This window comes from Blautia sp. SF-50 (assembly GCF_900101315.1).
Taxonomy (GTDB): domain Bacteria; phylum Bacillota; class Clostridia; order Lachnospirales; family Lachnospiraceae; genus Blautia_A; species Blautia_A fusiformis.
In genome coordinates, this window is the sequence record NZ_FMUW01000028.1 from 1 (window position 1) to 15,186 (window position 15,186).

Annotated in this window: 17 protein-coding genes; 16 read left to right on the forward strand and 1 reads right to left on the reverse strand. The window is 44.9% G+C overall.

The window, feature by feature from the left end; all coding sequences use genetic code 11:
- From BLP57_RS14000 to BLP57_RS14035, 8 genes are all read left to right on the forward strand, one after another.
- The coding region (locus BLP57_RS14000) for a zinc ribbon domain-containing protein (protein ID WP_092072574.1) at positions 1–197 on the forward strand (197 nt) is incomplete at its 5' end.
- Between the two features lie 190 nt (positions 198–387).
- Positions 388–603, forward strand: a complete 216-nt coding sequence (locus BLP57_RS14005; RefSeq protein ID WP_059086284.1) for a hypothetical protein — start codon at positions 388–390, stop codon at positions 601–603.
- 15 nt (positions 604–618) lie between these two features.
- Positions 619–1,008 carry a hypothetical protein gene (locus tag BLP57_RS14010; protein WP_139148853.1) on the forward strand — a complete coding sequence of 130 codons (390 nt, stop codon included), beginning with the start codon at positions 619–621 and terminating at the stop codon, positions 1,006–1,008.
- 54 nt (positions 1,009–1,062) lie between these two features.
- Positions 1,063–1,494 (forward strand): IS200/IS605 family transposase, encoded by a 432-nt coding sequence (gene tnpA / locus BLP57_RS14015; protein ID WP_110103717.1) that lies wholly within the window; start codon positions 1,063–1,065, stop codon positions 1,492–1,494.
- Between the two features lie 45 nt (positions 1,495–1,539).
- Complete coding sequence (locus tag BLP57_RS14020) at positions 1,540–2,868, forward strand: transposase (RefSeq protein WP_092072577.1); 1,329 nt, start codon at positions 1,540–1,542, stop codon at positions 2,866–2,868.
- A gap of 244 nt (positions 2,869–3,112) precedes the next feature.
- On the forward strand, positions 3,113–3,367 hold the full coding sequence (locus BLP57_RS14025) for a hypothetical protein (protein ID WP_092072580.1): 255 nt from the start codon (positions 3,113–3,115) through the stop codon (positions 3,365–3,367).
- A 66-nt stretch (positions 3,368–3,433) separates the two neighbouring features.
- Complete coding sequence (locus BLP57_RS14030) at positions 3,434–3,847, forward strand: acyl-CoA thioesterase (protein ID WP_227945569.1); 414 nt, start codon at positions 3,434–3,436, stop codon at positions 3,845–3,847.
- A gap of 5 nt (positions 3,848–3,852) precedes the next feature.
- On the forward strand, positions 3,853–4,134 hold the full coding sequence (locus tag BLP57_RS14035; RefSeq protein WP_021651190.1) for a hypothetical protein: 282 nt from the start codon (positions 3,853–3,855) through the stop codon (positions 4,132–4,134).
- A 10-nt stretch (positions 4,135–4,144) separates the two neighbouring features.
- On the opposite strand, the gene BLP57_RS14040 is transcribed toward BLP57_RS14035, so the two are convergent.
- Complete coding sequence (locus BLP57_RS14040; RefSeq protein WP_242872637.1) at positions 4,145–5,917, reverse strand: DUF885 domain-containing protein; 1,773 nt, start codon at positions 5,915–5,917, stop codon at positions 4,145–4,147.
- A gap of 168 nt (positions 5,918–6,085) precedes the next feature.
- On the opposite strand from BLP57_RS14040, the gene trxB reads away from it, so the two are divergent.
- The 8 genes from trxB (at position 6,086) to BLP57_RS14080 (ending at position 15,106) form a co-directional block, all read left to right on the forward strand.
- Complete coding sequence (gene trxB, locus BLP57_RS14045) at positions 6,086–7,024, forward strand: thioredoxin-disulfide reductase (RefSeq protein WP_015525369.1); 939 nt, start codon at positions 6,086–6,088, stop codon at positions 7,022–7,024.
- Positions 7,011–8,048: a LacI family DNA-binding transcriptional regulator gene (locus BLP57_RS14050; protein ID WP_242872638.1), complete on the forward strand. Its 1,038-nt coding sequence runs from the start codon at positions 7,011–7,013 to the stop codon at positions 8,046–8,048. Before trxB ends, BLP57_RS14050 begins: the two co-directional genes overlap by 14 nt.
- A gap of 421 nt (positions 8,049–8,469) precedes the next feature.
- The gene (locus BLP57_RS14055; RefSeq protein WP_092072585.1) at positions 8,470–9,501 is read left to right on the forward strand and encodes a PTS mannose/fructose/sorbose transporter subunit IIAB; all 1,032 of its coding nucleotides are present in this window, start codon (positions 8,470–8,472) and stop codon (positions 9,499–9,501) included.
- A 49-nt stretch (positions 9,502–9,550) separates the two neighbouring features.
- Positions 9,551–10,366, forward strand: coding sequence for a PTS mannose/fructose/sorbose/N-acetylgalactosamine transporter subunit IIC (locus BLP57_RS14060; protein ID WP_092072588.1), 816 nt, complete (start codon positions 9,551–9,553; stop codon positions 10,364–10,366).
- Positions 10,363–11,193, forward strand: a complete 831-nt coding sequence (locus BLP57_RS14065; RefSeq protein ID WP_015525374.1) for a PTS system mannose/fructose/sorbose family transporter subunit IID — start codon at positions 10,363–10,365, stop codon at positions 11,191–11,193. Before BLP57_RS14060 ends, BLP57_RS14065 begins: the two co-directional genes overlap by 4 nt.
- Positions 11,194–11,392: 199 nt before the next feature.
- The gene (locus BLP57_RS14070; protein ID WP_092072590.1) at positions 11,393–13,072 is read left to right on the forward strand and encodes a glycoside hydrolase family 13 protein; all 1,680 of its coding nucleotides are present in this window, start codon (positions 11,393–11,395) and stop codon (positions 13,070–13,072) included.
- Positions 13,073–13,228: 156 nt separating this feature from the next.
- Positions 13,229–14,071 carry a Cof-type HAD-IIB family hydrolase gene (locus tag BLP57_RS14075; protein WP_139148854.1) on the forward strand — a complete coding sequence of 281 codons (843 nt, stop codon included), beginning with the start codon at positions 13,229–13,231 and terminating at the stop codon, positions 14,069–14,071.
- Positions 14,072–14,248: 177 nt separating this feature from the next.
- Positions 14,249–15,106 (forward strand): YitT family protein, encoded by an 858-nt coding sequence (locus tag BLP57_RS14080; protein WP_022426920.1) that lies wholly within the window; start codon positions 14,249–14,251, stop codon positions 15,104–15,106.
- Positions 15,107–15,186: the final 80 nt, after the last annotated feature.

The following is a 15,186-nucleotide window of genomic DNA, read 5'->3' on the forward strand; positions in this document are numbered from 1 at the left end:
ATGGAAATGAAATTCACAGAGTACCAACGATGTATCCGAGCAGTCAGACCTGCAGCTGTTGTGGCTACAGAAATCCACGGATAAAAAATCTGGGCATTCGTATCTGGGAGTGTCCCAAATGCCATGCGGTTCATGACCGGGATACGAATGCAAGTATCAATATTCTGAAAAAAGGACTGCAGATGCAGTCTGCATAAAGATAAAAACTGTACCGTAGGGCATACGGGAACAGTATAAATATAGCTTGTGGACACTGTGTAAGACATTGCAGTACCGTAAGGTGTTTGCCAATGCAGTAGTGGGAGAAGCAAGAATCCCCCTGCTTTAGCTGTGGGGAGTGTCAAGTTTTCTTTGTGTGGTATAATTTATATATCAGTAGGAGTGTTAATGAATAACAATACTATATTTGACGATGTTTTCCGGACAATGGTGGAGAGGATGACTTACCTGCTCGTTCCGCTTATCAATGAGGTGTTTCATACTTCGTATCCGGAGAATGTAAAGATTGTGCATCTTCGGAATGAGCATCAGCTGGAGGATGGGGAATTGATCACGGATGCCCGGCTGTTGATCGGGGATAAGGTGTATCATATTGAGTGTTAGAGTGCGGATGATACTATGATGGCGATCAGGATGTTTGAGTATGATTTTGCGATTGCTTTGGAGAGTAGGCGGAGATTAGGACGGAAGTTTTATGTGGAGTTTCCGAGATCATGTGTAATTTATTTAAGATCTACGAAGAATACGCCGGATGTTGAGGAAGTGGAGCTGCTGCTTCCGGATGGGCAGGTGTGTGCATATCGTGTTCCGACGGTGAAGGTGGAGCGTTATACAAAGGATAGCATTTTTGAGAAAAATTTACTGCTGTTGCTTCCGTTTTATGTAATGAGATACGAGGAGTCGGCGCATATAATAGGTGAGGATTCTGAGAAACTACGAAGATTATTGAAAACCTGTGCGTCGCATTCTCGTTACTTCAGTGATGAGTTAGGCGCACTATTTTTTTGAGAATAAGCAGAACAAATGTTTGTGAATTCTATTTGCATATGGTATAATAAAAACATGGATAAAAATATGTTTAATATCAATAACAATGAACTTTCATATGGTAGAGGATATGTGTATTCCCTGCAGTACCATCTGGTATGGTGTACAAAATATCGGAAAAAAGTTTTAAAAGATGGTATTGATGCAGAATGCAAAGAAATGCTCTGTGACCTTGCAGAAGAATATAAATTTCAGATCCTGGCAATGGAGGTTATGCCGGATCATATCCATCTTCTTGTAGACTGCAGACCACAGTTTTATATCTCGGATATGATCAAGATCATGAAGGGGAACATTGCCAGGCAGATGTTTCTTGCGCATCCGGAACTGAAGAAGGAACTTTGGGGAGGGCATCTGTGGAATCCATCTTATTGTGCAGTAACTGTGAGTGACAGGAGCAGGGAACAGGTATGTTCTTATATCGAAGGGCAAAAAGAAAAACAGTAATCTGAAAGAACTCGTTTTTTATATTTGTAAGAAAGAGGAAAAAAGATGAGGACAGTATCCAGTTATGGCGTAGAACTGCGAAAACAGAATATCCCGATCCGCCAGACACTGGATATTTATCGTTCTGCGGTCAGTTGTCTGATTGAGATCTATGCCCAGGCATGGGATGAACTGGCAGTGATCACGGAACCTAAAAAACGTTTCAATACTGCAGAACATCTGGTGCATACCACAAAAAAGAATCAGGCAAGGTTTGATTTTGACCTGCGATTTCCAAAGATGCCTTCTTATCTCAGAAGGGCAGCTATCCAGCATGCCCTGGGAAGCGTATCCTCATATAAGACGAGGCTGGAACTGTGGAAAAAAATGGATAAGAAAGGCGGCACGCCGAAGCTGGTGTGTGGTAATCATGCTATGCCGGTATTTTACCGTGATGTGATGTACCGTGAAGATACTGAGGAAAAAGATGGAGCGTACCTGAAACTTTATGACGGCCATGACTGGAAATGGTTCCGTGTCGGTTTCAGCCATACAGATATGGAATATCTGAGGAAATACTGGGCGGGAAAAAGAACAGCAGCTCCCGTGCTGGAAAAAAGGCATCGTAAATACTTCCTGCGTTTTTCTTATACAGAAGAGGTGCCGCTTACAAAGGCACCTGTAAAAGAACAGATTATCTGCAGTGTGGATTTAGGAATCAATACGGATGCAGTCTGCACTATTATGCGGTCAGATGGAACTGTCCTGGGAAGAAAATTTATTGATTTTCCCAGTGAAAAAGACCGGATGTACCGTGTGCTGGGACGGATACGCAGGTTCCAGCGGGAACATGGTTCTGTACAGGTGAAAAGCAGATGGGCTTATGCGAAGCGTCTTAACACAGAACTTGGAAGAAAGATCGCAGGAGCAGTTGCAGGATATGCGGAAGAAAACCATGCGGATGTGATCGTGTTTGAGTATCTGGAAACAAAAGGAAAGATATCCGGAAGAAAGAAACAGAAGCTGCATTTGTGGAGAAAAAGGGATATCCAGATAAGATGTGAACATCAGGCGCATCGCAGAGGGATGCGGATATCTAGGATCTGTGCATGGAATACCAGCAGGCTTGCCTGGGATGGGTCGGGAACAGTTGTCCGTGATCCAGGCAATCATAGTTTATGTACATTCCAGAATGGAAAAAGATATAACTGTGATCTTTCGGCGTCCTATAATATTGGAGCAAGATATTTTATCCGGGAACTCTTAAAACCCCTTCCGGCAACGGAAAGGTCTTTGCTGGAGGCAAAAGTCCCTTCAGTAAAGCGTAGGATCTCATGTGTATATGCGGACTTAAGAGAACTATTTTCAGAAATGGAACTTTTAAGAGCAGCATAAACACAGGCAGATATACAGCGGATTACCTGCAGTGTGGGAACCTGCCATATCTGGCATGGAAAAAGCGCATGACTGCGCATATCCTAAGTTACAGGCGTATCCGTCGATATTTAGCCTTGTCGCTTAAAGCGACTGAGGAGCATGTGACTTTAGTCGTGTGAGATCCACTAGATTAATTGTAAGGATATCAGATTACATTTTCCGAAAAGAAGAAAAAATCAAGTAGAAAGGAGTAGATGAAATTATGGGTGGAAAGGTTTTACAGTTGGAATCGGAACGCTTGTTTGAGCTGGGAGAAGCACGTGGGAAAATTATTGGAAAAGCAGAAGGAAAAGCAGAAGGAAAAGCAGAGGGAAAAGCAGAGGGCGAGGCTATTGGAGAAACGAGGATGAGGATGTTGATCAATCGTTTGATCGCGGATGGTCGAATGGATGAGATTGGGAAAATCATAGACAGTGCGGAGGCTTGCAGGGAGTTGTATAAAGAGTATGGTTTGTGAGAAATAAAGAGGATATTTTGTTACTGGTGACAAATGTCAGATTTTTACAGAAGAGAGGATATAAACATGGGTGTTTACAGGCGTAAGGCACAGTATCATGAGACGGATCAGATGGGGATCATCCATCATTCCAATTATGTGAAATGGATGGAAGAGGCCCGGATCGATTTCATGAAGGAGTTGGGCTTTGGTTATGGTGAGGTGGAGAAGAGGGGGATTGTTTCTCCGGTTGCAGGGGTTTCAGTTTCTTATAAGAAGCCGGTGCTTTTTGATGATGTAGTTGGGATTTCGGTTTCGGTGAAGAAGTACAGTGGTGTGGTTCTGGAGCTGGCTTATGAGTTTTTTAATGTGACCAGAAGTGAGGTTTGTACAGAGGCTTCCTCGAAGCATTGTTTTACCAGGAATGGGGAGCTGGTTTCTCTGAAAAAAGAGATTCCGGAACTGGATGTGCTGTTCAGAAGCTGTGTGAAGGGGGATTGAGTCTGATGGAAGTTGTGGAGATGCTTGATAATCTGAAGGAAAAGGCCCGCAGGGACCCGGCGCTTCGGGAGATGTTGCTTGCTACCCGCAGGGAGAAAGCGCCGCTGGCTGCTTTCTGTAAGAAGTGCCGGGAGCTTGGGGTTCCGGTTTATGAGATGGATCTGATCGCAGCTGGTGAGGAATTTTATGCAGCGATGAAGAGGAGTACCAATGGCGGCGGAGAGAATTCTCCGATGCTTGAGGGTGAGGATGATTTTTATGAACTGTTTTTTGCTGGGTTGGAGTGAAAAAATAGTTTCAAAATTCCGCATCAATATACTTCTCCAGCACCGGGAACTGTACACCACCAATCTTCAGTATCTGGCTGTGGAAAGCTTTCAGATCAAAGTCCTGGCCAAGGCGGTTCTGTTCGGAAGTGCGTAAGTCCAGAAGGCTTAAGTAGCCCCAGTAGTATTTCAGATAATTTCCCGGGGTTTCCAGGATATACTGGTAGATCTCGGAGACAACGGCGCTGTCTTCGATACCAAAGGCTTTTAGAAAGCTGGCGACTTCGGCCTGAGTCCAGCCGTTGTAATGGATCTCAATGTCCAGAAGGGAGTACATGCATAAATTGATGCTTCGGTTCAGCCAGGAGATCCTGGCAAGCTCTGTGGCAGAAGGATCCTGAATATAATCGGCGGCGTACCGGTAGGCATAGGGTTCGATGTAGGTGGCCCATCCTTCTGCAAAGCCGGAGGTGCAGAGAAGATTTCGGATGTTGGAGGATTTTTGGCGTTGGAAGGCGACAGTCTGGTAAAGATGCCCCGGGAATCCTTCATGTGCCAGTGTGGTAAAAAGCTCCAGGCCCTGGTAGCCGGCAGCCGGATTTATGTAGATCACATTGGGGGTTCCGGTATCCATAGGTGGGGTGAGATAAAAGGCGGGGCTTAGATATTCTTTCATGGAATCGTGGACTGTGCGGAGCTCAAAGGTGACATCTGTGAGAGGTGGGAAGTCTGTTTGGATCTTCTGCTGCAAGGCATTCAGCATCTGGGCAGGCTTTATTTCTCTGAAAGTGATTCCCCGGCTGAGAGTAGTCAGAAGCTCCGGGTTTTGTCGAAGTATGGTTCCTGCGATGCCGATCTCGTCGGAAAGCTGTCCGGAGAGTCGTTTTTCCATTTGCTTTACAGGAACGTAAGAGCCGGTCTGACTCTGAAGAAGATAGAGATAGTAGGCTTTTCCTCCCTTGAAATAAGTCAGGCCACGAGTGTTTTTTCCTGTGCCACGCAAAGCTTCCAGACCGGTCATAAGTTCCTGATAGGCTGGGATGACTTCTGTTTTCATAAGATTTTGGTGGGTCAGGATCAGAGCGTTCTGCTCTGAGGAAGGAAGTTTTCCATATTCGGATAGCTTTTTCTGGAAAATTTCCAGCATATAATTGTTGTCGGGATTCTGGATAAAAGCACTGCATTGTGCAAGGACCCGGTCCAGGGTAGTATCGCTCATAAAGAAGCCAGCTTCGGATTTCTTTTTTTCAAATTTCAGGATGCTCTGAAAGTATGGGCGGATGGTGGTGAGAAGATTGAGGTAGTCGGTGATATCATGATCTTCATAAAAGGCATATTCCGCCAGAAGAACCGGAAGCTGAGCCTGAATACCAAGACTTGGGCCAAGAGGCTCCTGAAGCAGATAATTGTCGCCCAGTGATTTTTCCGTGTGGTAATAGAGGAGCATGGAGTCCAGCGTCAGCTGATTTTCCGTGGAAAGGCGGCTGTAGCGGAAGGATTTCAGCTTTTTTTCGTACTGGCTGCAGATATGGTATGTATTTTTCATATCTGTGGGGACAGTGCCAAGAGAAGCTTTTTTTCGCCGGATACCCTGTTTTTCCGGATGTGCCAGGGTATAATGGAGGGTAAGGGTGCTGCCGGAAACTTCATTTTGAAAAACTTTTCCGGAAAAGGCTTCGAATTTTCCGTTTTCTGTGATCCCGTGAGTGGAAAAATAACCGGCAGTAAGGCCGGTGAGAAGTGCTAGGATAAGAAGCAGAGTGATGAAAATAGAAAATTTATTTTTCCTGATTTTAAGAGACATAAGACAGTCTTTCATTACTGTTTACAGACATATACCATGTGGAGAGTGCTGATGGTCTCGAAGCAAACAGTAACGTCCTTTCAGAGTGGCGCTTTGTTCTATCATATTGGAAAATTACGGAATCTATGATATTATGTGAGCGGAAATATACAAAAATGGAGAAATAACATGAGTGATATTTATGATCTTGCAATTTTAGGCGGAGGTCCGGCAGGGATCACGGCAGCGATCTATGCGTCCAGGGCCAGGTTAAATACCATATGGATCGATAAAAACTTTGCACCGGGCGGCCAGGTCACAGCTACCTATGCGGTGGATAATTATCCGGGAATGCCGGGGATATCGGGCATGGATCTCGGAGAAGCCTTTGGGGCACATGCCCGGAAGCTGGGCTTGGAACCGCAGCGAGAGAAGATTCTTTCCCTGGAAAATATTTCCGGAGAGATCAAGACGATCCGTACAAAAAAGCATGAATATCAGGCGAAATCTCTGATCCTTGCATTTGGGGCAGAGCACCGGAAACTTGATATCCCGGGAGAGGATGATCTGAGCGGCCTTGGTGTTTCCTACTGCGCTACCTGTGACGGAGCTTTTTATAAGGATCGGACCGCAGTGGTAGTGGGGGGAGGAAACGTGGCAGCAGAGGATGCAGTTTTTCTTTCCGGCCTCTGTGAAAGGGTATATCTTGTTCATCGCCGTGATGCGCTTCGAGCAGATCAGACACTTCAGGAGAAAATTTTTGCCTGTGAGAATATAGAAATGGTGTGGGACAGTGTTCCCCTTGAGATCCTGGGACAGGACGAAGTGACCGGTCTTAAGATCCGTAATATAAAAACAAATGAAGAGAGGGAGCTGACCGCAGATGGTGTTTTCATTGCTGTGGGGATCGTTCCTAATACGACACTTGTAAAGGATCAGCTCAAGCTGGATGAAAATGGATATATCTGTGCAGGAGAAGAGGGGGTTACCAGCGCACCTGGGGTTTTTGCAGCGGGGGATATTCGTACCAAGGCACTTCGCCAGATAGTAACTGCTGTTTCAGATGGAGCCAATGCAGTGGCTTCCGCACAGAAATATCTCTGGAGGAAAGATAATGGCAACGATTAAGGAAATCGCACAAAGAGCAGGCGTGAGTACAACAACTGTTTCCAATGTCATACATGGAAAAACAAAAAAAGTATCTCCTGCCAATATTCAGAAGATCGAGAATCTTATCCGGGAAATGGGATATGTCCAGAAAATGGGACTGAGAGTTCTGAATAAAGAAAAATCCCAGCTGATCGCAGTTGTGATCAATTATCATAAAGACTTCAGGGATTCTATCATCGGAGATCCTTTTTATGGAAAGATCATCGGTTTTATCGAGAAATACGTGCAGGAGCTGGGATATTATCTGATGCTGTATTCCGCAAAGGATACAGATAAGATATTCCAGATGGTCATGGGCTGGGATGTAGATGGCGTTATTGCCATCTCCTTCAGCAAAAGCAACTGTGAAAAGATCTATCAGCTGATCAACAAACCGATCGTTTCCATTGATGCATACGGTGAGCTTGATGCAGGCCAGGAAAAACATGTCCTGAATATCGGACTGGACGACGAAAGCGGCGGCTATCTTATGACAAAATATCTTCTGGAATGCGGCTATGAGCATATCCAGGTTTGTGCAGGCCGTGATAATGGTGTGGACCATCTTCGTTACATGGGCGCTCAGCGGGCGGCGAAGGATTTTGCAAAGAAAAAGCAGAAGGTGCAGTTTACTGCTCTTGGAATGAACTACGCCAAACGAAAAGAAAGCTATGCGTGGCTGCTCCAGCGGAAAAAACCAAAGGCCGCACTGTTTTTCCTGTCGGACCTCTATGCATTGGAGGCTATCAGCTTTTTCAGCAGTCGTGGAGTAAAGATTCCGGAGGAGATTGGAATTGCAGGATACGATAACATCAGCTATGCGGAATTTTCCGTGCCTCGTCTGACTACTATCAGCCAGAATGTGGAGCAGAAGGCGTCTCTTGCAGTGGAAATTCTGATGGAACGGATCAATGGAGTGGAAAAAGAGCGTGAAAATGAGATCATGCTTCCGGTCACGCTGATCCCCAGGAGATCTGTACAGCCGCAGCATGAGGAAAAGTAAGTCTGCAGAGAATGTACCTGATCTGATCAGGGGGGTAGATACGAGAAGTCACTGCAGAACTGTGAAAAACAGAAAATCGGGACTTTCAATATAGTAAGAGTACAGAGAATCTGAGATATAAAGATATCAAAAGCCGAAATATACGGGAACTGTCAGTGTCTGACAGTCAGAGTATTTTCGGCTTTTTGTAAATTTACCTGAAATCGTAAAAGAGTTATCATGTGTGGGTTCGTGCTGAAGATGTGGATAATAAGCATTTGCTGTTCTATGTGAAACCTGCACAAAACCATGATTTTGAACTTGTTACAATGATAGGTTATGTACATAACCTATTTACACAGCCTAATTTTGATGCTATAGTGTGAACATAAAGGTTAGGTACATAACCAAAGGGAAAGAGTACAGAAGGAGTGAATACCAGATGAAACAGATTCTGATCGCCACACATGGAAAAATGGCCTCCGGCATTCGTTATACAGCAGAGCTGATCGTTGGAAAAATGGATGAGATCACAACCATCGACGCTTATGTGACACCGGAAGACAATGTGGAGAAAAAGTTTGAAGAATATTTCGCACAGCATGAAAACGACAGGATTTTCGTTTTCACAGATCTGATGGGAGGAAGCGTAAATCAGAAGCTTCTGAGATACAGCCAGAAAGAAAATGTCACACTGATCACAGGAACCAACCTTCCGGTCCTGATGCAGGTCATGATGGCAGATGACGATGTGACAGAGGAGGAGATCCAGGAGTTCATCGATGATGCCAGAGAAGAGCTTCAGATGGTAGACCTTGGCGGTGGAAAGAAATCCACATCTGAAAAAAATGCTGAAGAAGATACTGCACAGGGTATCGAAAATACTGCGCAGATTTCAGAAGGTGCTGCATCGTATGCAAAAAAATCCGCACCGAAAAAAGCTCTGGCTCCCCAGTCCTATGACAATTCCACAGCAAAGATCACCGCACTTCGTGTAGATGACCGTCTGATCCACGGACAGGTTGCCATGACCTGGACCAAACAGCTGGCTGTACAGGGAATCGTGGTAGCTAACGACGAGGCAGCTAACGATAACACCCAGAAGATGGCATTGAAAATGGCCGTACCGGGCGGAATCAAATCGCTGATCAAACCGGTGGATGAAGCCATTCGTATCTTAAACAATCCGAAGGCATCCAGGATGCGTATTCTGGTTCTGACAAGAACGGTAAAGGATGCTCTGAAGATAAGACAAAATGTTGGTGAGATCGGATTCCTCAATGTAGGAAATACGGGACGTTTTGATGGAATCGATGTTTCCGAGAAGCTTGTCCTGACCCCGACTATCATGTTGACAAAAGTAGAACAGCAGGCACTGAAAGAGCTGGTGGCTCTTGATCCGAAGGCCTGTATGCAGCAGGTACCCAATGATGAGCAGAAGCTTGTGAAGGATATACTGGACAAGCTTGACTGACATCCACTGAATAAATAAAACGTAGCACAAAAAAGGGAGGAAAGAAAAAATGTTAAACGCATTTCTTGTAGCACTTGCCGTATTTATCTGTGTCGGCGGTGCAGAGCTGGTCGGATTTACTATGCTGAACCGTCCAATCGTCATCGGGCCACTGGTAGGTCTGTTCCTTGGAGATCTTCACACAGGAGTTATTATCGGAGCTTCATTGGAAGCTGTATTCATGGGAGTTGTAAATATCGGCGGAGCTTCTGCAGCAGAACCCGGAATTGCCACAGCTGTAGGAACTGCCTTTGCCATCATGCTTGGCAAAGGCTCTGAGGTTGCCCTGACACTTGCACTTCCAATCGGTATCCTTGGTCTTCAGATCAAGACCGTTCTCTACATTTTTATTGTAGGTATGTTTGCAAAAACCTTCGACCGTCTGGCGGCAGAAGGAAAAGAAAAACAGATCGTTGCTCTTCACTATGGGCTCTGGGCTGTAAACTGGTTTTTATATTCCTTGTTCGCATTTTTCGGGATCCTGTTCGGATCTGATGCAGTCAGTGCACTTCTGGATGCCATCCCGGATGTTGTTATGAATGGTCTGACAGTTTGCGGCGGACTTCTTCCGGCAGTAGGTATGGCAATGTTGATGAAGATGCTCTGGGATAACAAGATCTGTATGTTTTATTTCCTGGGCTTTGTCCTTGCAGCATACTTAAAGCTTCCGCTGATCGCTCTTGCCGTGATCGGTGTGATCATTGCCATTTCCATTGGTATGAATGATTACAAGCTGAACCAGCTTGCGGCGCAGAGAGTGGCAGCTTCACCGGTCGGTGGTTCTGACGAATATCTTGATAAAGAAGAGGAGGAATTTTTCTCATGAGTAATTTAACGAAATCCATTCCAGCAGATGAAAGAAAAATGCTGAGAAAAGCGTTCTGGCGTTCCTTTACTCTGTATGCGGCAGTAAGCCCGGCAAAACAGGGAGCTTCCGGCTTCTGTTATTCCCTGATGCCTTTTATCAATAAATTTTACAAAAACGATGAGGAAGGCAAAAAAGCTGCCCTCACAAGAAGTATGTCTTACTTCAATACAACCATCACCTTATCTACATTCATCATGGGTCTTGTGGCATCCATGGAGAAGAAAAACAGCGAGCAGAAGGATTTTGATGCAAGCTCCATCAATGCGGTGAAATCTTCCCTGATGGGACCTCTGGCCGGTATCGGTGATTCCATTTTCTGGGGCGTTCTCCGTGTAATCGCAGCCGGAATCGCAGTAGGACTTGGTGCATCCGGAAACGTTCTGGCACCGATCGTGTTCCTGCTTCTTTTCAACATTCCGTCTATTCTTGTGAAATATTACGGAACATTCCTGGGCTACAAGCTTGGTTCCGAATACATCCAGAAGGTTTATGCAAGCGGTCTTATGAACATCCTGACAAAGGCTGCCAGCATTGTAGGTCTGATCATGGTCGGCGGTATGACTGCCAGCATGGTAACCTTTAACTCCACTTATGAACTCACCATGAAGGGTGAATCTGTTCTGAATCTACAGAACATGTTGGACCAGATCTTTATCGGCATTGTTCCCCTTGGACTGACTCTTCTGTGTTACTATCTGCTGAAAAAGAAAAATGTCAGCATCACAGTTCTGATCATCGGTGTTATCATCCTGAGCATCCTTCTCTCTCTTCTTGGAATTGCATAAGCCTTAAGGATAAGGAATAAAGATCAGAATTATGAAAAGGCGGGCCGTATAGGGTCCGCCTATAAAAAAGCCTAAAAAAAGTTATATCGAAATAACTGACCGCAAAAAGGGCAGTTGAAGAACACCTGACCGGATATAAATAAGCAGCAAATACGGATTATAAATATCTGCTCAATGCAAAATAAAGGAGACATAAGAAATGAAAGATTGGTGGAAGAATTCCGTTGTATATCAGATTTATCCAAGAAGCTTTAAGGACTCCAACGGAGACGGCTTCGGCGATCTCCAGGGCATTATTGAAAAACTCCCCTACCTTCAGAACCTTGGGATCGATGTGATCTGGCTTAGTCCTGTTTTTGACTCCCCACAGGACGACAACGGTTACGATATCAGTGATTACCGGAAGATCTACGCAGGTTTCGGAAGTAACGAGGACATGGATGAGCTGATCGGAAAAGCTCATGAGCATGGTATCAAGATCGTTCTGGATCTTGTTGTCAACCATACTTCCGATGAGCATGCGTGGTTTGTGGAAAGCCGGAAGTCAAAAGACAGCAAATACAGTGATTATTATATCTGGAAGGATCCAAAAGCAGACGGCAGTGAGCCGAACAACTGGGGTTCCAGCTTCTGCGGAAGTGCCTGGGAATATGACGAAGGGCGTGGCCAGTATTACCTTCATTTCTACAGCAGAAAGCAGCCGGATCTCAACTGGGAAAATGAAACTGTCCGTAAGGAAATCTATGATCTGATGAAGTTCTGGATGGATAAAGGTGCTGATGGATGGCGCATGGATGTGATCGCGTCTATCTCCAAGGATCAGTCCTTCCCGGATTACCCGAAGACTGATGACCGCAAGTATTATACAGGAAAATATCACAGCAACGGACCAAGACTTCATGAGTTTATCCATGAGATGAACCGGGAGGTGCTTTCAAAATATGACTGTATGACGGTAGGTGAGGCGCCGGGCTCCACACCGGAGGTTGCAAGACTGTTTACAGATCCGGAGCGTGAGGAACTGAATATGATCTTCACATTTGAGCATATGAACATCGACCGTATTCCGGGCTCTGTAAACCGCAAGTGGGAATTGAAGCCTTTTGATCTCCGTGATCTGAAACGTGTTATGAGTGAGTGGCAGAACAAGCTTTATAACAAGGGCTGGAATGCTCTGTATTTTGAAAATCATGACCAGCCACGTGTGATCTCCAGATGGGGAAATGATACTACTTACCGCGAGGAATGTGCAAAGGCTTATGCTACCGTTCTCCATGGTATGCAGGGAACTCCTTATGTATATCAGGGAGAGGAGATCGGTATGACAAACGTGCAGTTCCCGCTTGAGGAGTACGAGGATATCGAGGTTCGTAATGCATATCAGGATCTTGTCGTTAAGAACAAAACCATTTCTGAAGATGATTTCCGCAAGGCAGTATGGAACAAGAGTCGTGACAATGCCAGGGTTCCTATGCAGTGGGATGACAGCGAAAATGCAGGATTTACGACCGGTAAGCCATGGTTCCGCCTTTCTGATCGTTACCAGGAGATCAATGTAAAAAAAGCTCTGGAAAAAAATGATTCCGTGTTTTATTATTATAAGGATCTGATCTGTCTTCGTCATGAGGAAGAGCTTCTCACAGAAGGTGACTATCAGCTCCTTCTTCCAGAAGATGAGAAGATCTTTGCATATTTAAGAACTTCCGACAAAGAGCAGTGGATCGTGGTGGCAAACCTTTCTGAGGATACGGTAAGTACAGAAGGTCTTGCGAAATATGTGTCCGATAAAGAGGATATTAAGATTGCAAACTATAAGGACAGAACAGGAATCAAAGCGGACTTAAGACCGTACGAGGCGTTTATGATGAGGATCCGGTAATTCCTGAGCTGTTGTATATGTAGTAGTAAAGTGGAAAGTCTCTGCTTTACAGAGAGCAGGTATGAGTATTTGTGCGTATCTGTACTGCCAAAGGATATCCGGGTGCAGTGCAGATGCGCTTTTTGCCTGTGGGGAGAAGACAAACAGGAGGAATTTATGGAAAAATATATCATTGCAGTGGATATGGACGGAACTCTTCTGAACAGCGAGAATAAGATCTCTGAAAGGAACAGAAATGTTCTGCAACGTCTGATCGATGATGGACATTATGTGGTGCCGGCAACCGGAAGGACCAGAGAGCTGATCCCTCAGGAGTTTTCTGTGCTCCGGGGTGTGAAATGGGGAATCGTGGAAAACGGCTGTGTTGTCTGGGATTACGATAAAAATGAGATGATCTGGCGAAAAACCATGCCCAAAGGAATGGTAAGCAAAATCCTGAAGGATGTGGAAAACAGTGACGCAAAAGGTTGGATCGCAGAGGCTTATGCAAACGGAATCGCCTATTCTGATGCGGATGCCAGAGATTATGTGGCATCTGTAGCGGATAAAGATCTGCTGGAAAAAACTTTTGTAGATTATTTCCTCAGCAGACATGTATATGTTAAGGATTTTTATCATCAGAAAGATATTCTGGATCAGGCAGAGAAGATCAATATTTATTTTGATGATATGGAGACCAGCAGGGCACTTCGTGAGAAATGGAAGGATCTGGATGATGTGGCAGTGACTACTTCCATCAGCGGCAATGCGGAGTTTAATGCAGCAGGCGTGGACAAGGGTGTGGGTCTTGCCATGCTTCGCACAAAGCTTGGTATTGACCGGATGCATGTGATCGCTTTCGGAGATAATGAGAATGATCTGGAAATGCTGGAGGGTGCAGGTATCGGTGTTGCTATGGGCAATTCCAAACAGTATGTAAAGGATGCAGCGAATGAGGTGACCGGAGATAATGACCATGATGGTGTGGCGGAATTTCTGGAGAGGTTTTTCGGGCTGTAAGCTGTGGTTGATCGTGATCGTTGATATAAGGGACAGGGAAATGTATTTTTCTCTGTCTTTTTTATTTGCATTTTTGGTGATATAAGGTATGATAAACGAAGAGGATGCGGGGATTGCTGGTTTTGACTGGTAGTTACCGGTGAAAATTATTTGAGGAGATCAGGAGGATATTTTTTAATGAAAAATCTGATACCAAAGCGTGTGATGGAGTATATCATTATCACATTTGCTGTTGTTCTGATGGATGTGGGGATTTATGTATTTAAGTTTCCGAATAATTTTTCCTTTGGTGGTGTTTCGGGTATGGCGGTTGTGTTTTCGCATTTTATTCCGATGACGTCTGCGCAGATCAACCTGGTGATCAATCTGATTTTGCTGGTGATCGGGTTTATTGTTCTTGGCCGGGATTTTGGAGTGAAGACGGCTTATGTTACGGTTGTTTCTTCTTTGCTTCTGAATGTGTTTGAGAAGGTTTTTCCTATGGACAGGGCGCTGACGGGGAATATTATGCTGGAGCTTTGCTTTGCGATCATTTTGCCGGCGCTGGCTGCGGCGCTGCTGTTTTTTGAGAATGCTTCGGGTGGTGGCACGGATATTGTGGCGATGATCATTAAGAAGTATTCTACGATGAATATTTCGGGTGCATTGTTTGCGGTGGATTGTGTGATCGTTGTTGTTTCGTTTATGGTGTTTGATCTTACTACGGGGCTTTGTTCTGTGCTGGGGCTTATGGCTAAGACGTTGCTGATCGATAAGTCTATTGAGAGGATGAAGCTGAATAAGTATTTTACGATCATTTCCAGTAAGCCGGATGAGATCTGTGAGTTTATTATGAATGGGCTGGATCGGAGTGCTACGGTTTATCATGGGGAGGGGGTTTATTCGCATAAGGATAAGAAGATTATTCTGACGGTTGTTGATGTGAGACAGGCGGTGCTTCTGCAGAGGTTTATTGATGAGGTGGATCCGCAGGCGTTTTTGATGGTTACTAAGAGTAGTGAGGTTGTTGGGAAGGGGTTTATGAGTTATATTTGATGCGATCGTATGGGATTGTATGCTGATCGTAGGTGATTGTGTATGATTGTAAGCTGATGGAAATTAGGAGAGCGTTCTTT